Here is a 3334-nt window from a genome sequence, read left to right on the forward strand (position 1 = left end):
GACGAGCTGCGCGTCCTGCGGGGTCGACTCGGTGACGCTGAGGTTGAGCACGACGGTCTCGGCCACCGAGTCCGCGCTCACCGCGTTCTGGATCTGCTCGGCGGTGGGCCGGCCCCCCAGCAGCGCCGAGGCGTCGGCGGCCACGCGGGGCCCGGTGAGCAGCTCGGAGTAGGACTTCACGCGCTCGGTCGAGAGCTGCGCGCCCTGGTAGGAGTCGCTCGAGCTCGTCGTGGTCTGCGGAGAGGCCACGTAGAAGATCGCGGTCGAGGTGTAGGTGCGCGGCAGCAGCAGGGCGACGGCGGCGGCGACGGCCACGCAGACGACGAGGACGCTGCCGACGAGCCACTTGTCCTCGCGCAGCACGGTCCAGTACTCGCGGACGTTCACGACAGATCTCCCGGGAGGCTGGGGACGGGCGACGACGGGGATTCACTGCCACTGGGTGCAAGCGTCGACGCTTCGCTGGCACGTGGGGCGGACCGCACCCCCAGCAGCCGCTGGAGGCCGCGGGGGAGGAGCGTGCCGGGCGCGGTGCGCTCGGCGTCGGTCAGCTCGTCGCACGCCAGGGCGAGGGCGACGAGGACGAAGACCCAGGTCGACGCGGCGGCCGGCTGGGAGGTCAGGAGCGTCGCGAACACGACGAGGGCTACCGGGGCGGCCCGGCCGCGTACGCCGGGCGGGCGGCGCAGCAGCGCGAGGGGCACGAGCAGCGCCGCGGTCACGAGCAGCACGAACGGCAGGCCGTTGACGGCGACGTCGGAGATCAGGTTGATCCCGGCCTGCTTCTCGGTGCCGTGCCCGCCGAGGGGCTGGTGGGTGAGCGCGCGGAATCCGGCGGCGGTGGCGTCGGAGCGCTCGTCGAGCGAGGCCTCGTTGGAGGTCTGCTTGGCCGCCAGGCCGAGCACGGGCGCATAGAACGCCACCCAGCCCGCGAGTCCCATCGCGACCAGGCCGCCGAGCTGGCGCACCATCCCCGAGAGCCGGATCCCGCCGCGCGGGCGCAGGAACACGTCGAGGGCGGCGACGACGACGAAGACGCCGAAGCCCGCCGTCGAGAGCGTCCCGACGAGCCCCGCGAGAAGCAGCAGCTTGACCAGCCAGGATCGGTAGCCGACCGCCTCGGCGACGAACCACCCCGCGGCGCAGTACATCGCCATCCAGCCCGACTCGCGGCCGATCCCGGTCAGGCGGGGGACGTCCGTGCCGAACACCGACGACGTCGAGTAGCTGACGGTGAACGGGAAGTAGACCGGTTGCGGACCGACGGTGCCGACGGGGATCGTCGTGACCTGTCCGGCGCCGGCGTAGGTCACCGACCAGTAGAGCGCGGTGACGATCCACATCGCCCCGATGACGCACAGCAGCACGACGAAGCCGCGCCCGAGCGCGAGGCGGGCCCGCGGGTCGGCGAGCACCAGGACGGCGGCGGTCAGCGAGCCGATCGTGAGCACGAAGTCCTGGAACAGGCTGCGGATGCGGTCCAGGTCGTCCACCCACACGCCGTGCAGCACCATCCACGTGTAGGCCAGCGCCATCAGCGCCAGCAGCGCGGAGACCGCCCGCACCGGGCGCACCGGGGCGAACTCGCGCCGCAGCACGGCCGCGACGCCCGCGGCCAGGGCGCACCCGCAGCCGATCAGCGCGGTGTACTCGCCCAACGTGCCGGGGCGCAGCAGGACGATCGAGACGAGCAGGAGCCCGACGGGCAGGACGACGGGCACGCGGGGCGTGGTCACGCTGGCGCGGCCCCGTCGGACGGGACGCGGTAGCAGCGTCGTCACGCTGCGCCACCTCCCCGAAGATCACCCTCTGCTGGTCACAGCCCCGGCAGACTAGCGGTCGGGTGAAGATCCAGGGAACCGGTTGGGGGAGGTGATTACGTCACGTTGCCGAGTAGCCCGGTCACGAAGTGCTCGGTACCCAATCGTGTGCGGGCCCTTCGGGTGGCCGCGGCGCGGCGGGGACGGGCGGCGACGAGGCGGGCGAGCGCGGCCCGGACGTCGGCGGGGTCGTCGACGGCGGCGACCTCGCCGATCCCGGTCCCGGTGACCATGCTCGACGCCCAGCCCCGCGCGGGACCGAGCACCGGCACCCCGCGCGCGGCGGCCTCGGCGACGACGCCGCTCGGCGCGTCGTTGTCGTGCAGCACGGCCACGGCGTCGACCCCGGCGACGGCGGCGTCGAACTCGGCCTCGGTGAGCAGGCGGTCGTCGACGTGCAGGCGCCCGGCCGCGGCGAGCGTGGCGGCGTCGGGGCCGGAGCGGAGCACCTCGCGGACGTCGGGCTCGCAGCGGCCGCCGACGACGAGGTGCACGCGGGCGACGGGGTCGTCGGGTGCCGCGCCGGCGAGGGCGGCCAGCAGCACCGGGAGGTTCTTGCGGGCGCTGATGACCCCGAACACCCCGACGGTGACGGCGCCGTCCACCGCGCGAGGGGAGGATCCGGTCGCTCTATCCGCCCGAGGGCTCCCCTCGCGCGGCCGGGCGGGGTCGGGAGTGACGGCCACCGGGTCGCGGACCGGCAGCACCCCCGGGAACCCGCGCCGGCGCACGACGACGCCGAACGCGTCGGTGAGGAAGCGGACCCGCACCCCGGGCCGCCGGGCGAGGGCGGCGGCGAGGACGGGCTTGAGCGCCATCCCCACGGTGGCCGGCTCCGGTCCGCCGGGCAGGGCGGTGCGCATGAGCAGCACCGAGACCTCGACCCGGCCCGGCCGGGCGAGCGCGAGCAGCAGCGGCCCGACGTTCTTGTCGCCGTCGGGCACCACCAGCCGTGCCCCGCGGGCTCGGGCCGTCGCGACCGCGACGCGCATGGCCTCCCGCCGGGACGCGGGGAGCAGCTCGACGTGGTCGACGACGTCGGCGAGGTGCTCGGCGAACTCGGGGGAGTCGTGCACCGCGGCCGGCACGAGCAGCAGGCGCCGCTCCGGCGCCACGGCGCAGAGCAGCATGCGCACGTAGCGCAAACGGTGACCCGCGGCCTCCATCTGGGCGATGGCAATCTCGCGCTGCTGCGACATGTGACCCACATCCTGGTGTTCGGGATCGCCCGCTTGGGGGATGCTAGGCGGGTGCCGACGACCGTAGGTCACCGTGCTGGAGGACCTGCCATGTTGTGGGTGCTGACATGAGGGTCGCGTGGCTCACCGACGCCCAGGCGCCCTACCGCGAGCCGTTGTTCTGCGAGCTCGCGGCCCGCTGTGACTTCCACGTGCACTTCCTGTTCACCGAGGAGCCCGAGCGTCACTTCGTCTACCGCGAGCACTCGGGCTACTCGTCCGCGGTGCTGCCGTCGATGCGCGTGCCGCTCCCGCGGCGGGTCGCGAGCCGGCTGG

4 protein-coding genes are annotated in these 3334 nt (G+C 74.3%); 1 reads left to right on the forward strand and 3 read right to left on the reverse strand.

The features are described from left to right. The 3 genes from AC0CYZ_RS22155 to AC0CYZ_RS22165 all read right to left on the reverse strand — a co-directional run. Positions 1–387 (reverse strand): YveK family protein (locus AC0CYZ_RS22155; protein ID WP_472219312.1); only part of this gene is annotated, 387 nt, incomplete at its 3' end. Further along, positions 384–1781, reverse strand: coding sequence for a hypothetical protein (locus tag AC0CYZ_RS22160; protein WP_472219314.1), 1398 nt, complete (start codon positions 1779–1781; stop codon positions 384–386). The genes AC0CYZ_RS22160 and AC0CYZ_RS22155, both read right to left, overlap by 4 nt. Before the next feature lie 95 nt (positions 1782–1876). Then, on the reverse strand, positions 1877–3019 hold the full coding sequence (locus AC0CYZ_RS22165) for a hypothetical protein (protein WP_472219316.1): 1143 nt from the start codon (positions 3017–3019) through the stop codon (positions 1877–1879). Positions 3020–3126: 107 nt separating this feature from the next. Between AC0CYZ_RS22165 and AC0CYZ_RS22170 the strand changes: the two genes are divergently transcribed. Beyond that, positions 3127–3334 (forward strand): hypothetical protein (locus AC0CYZ_RS22170; RefSeq protein ID WP_472219318.1); only part of this gene is annotated, 208 nt, incomplete at its 3' end.

The organism is Actinomycetospora sp. (genome assembly GCF_055612215.1).

What these genes read in the sequence shown, in the direction of transcription:
- AC0CYZ_RS22165 (WP_472219316.1), bottom strand. Translation starts at nt 3,019, where the DNA reads ATGTCGCAGCAGCGCGAGATTGCCATCGCCCAGATGGAGGCCGCGGGT.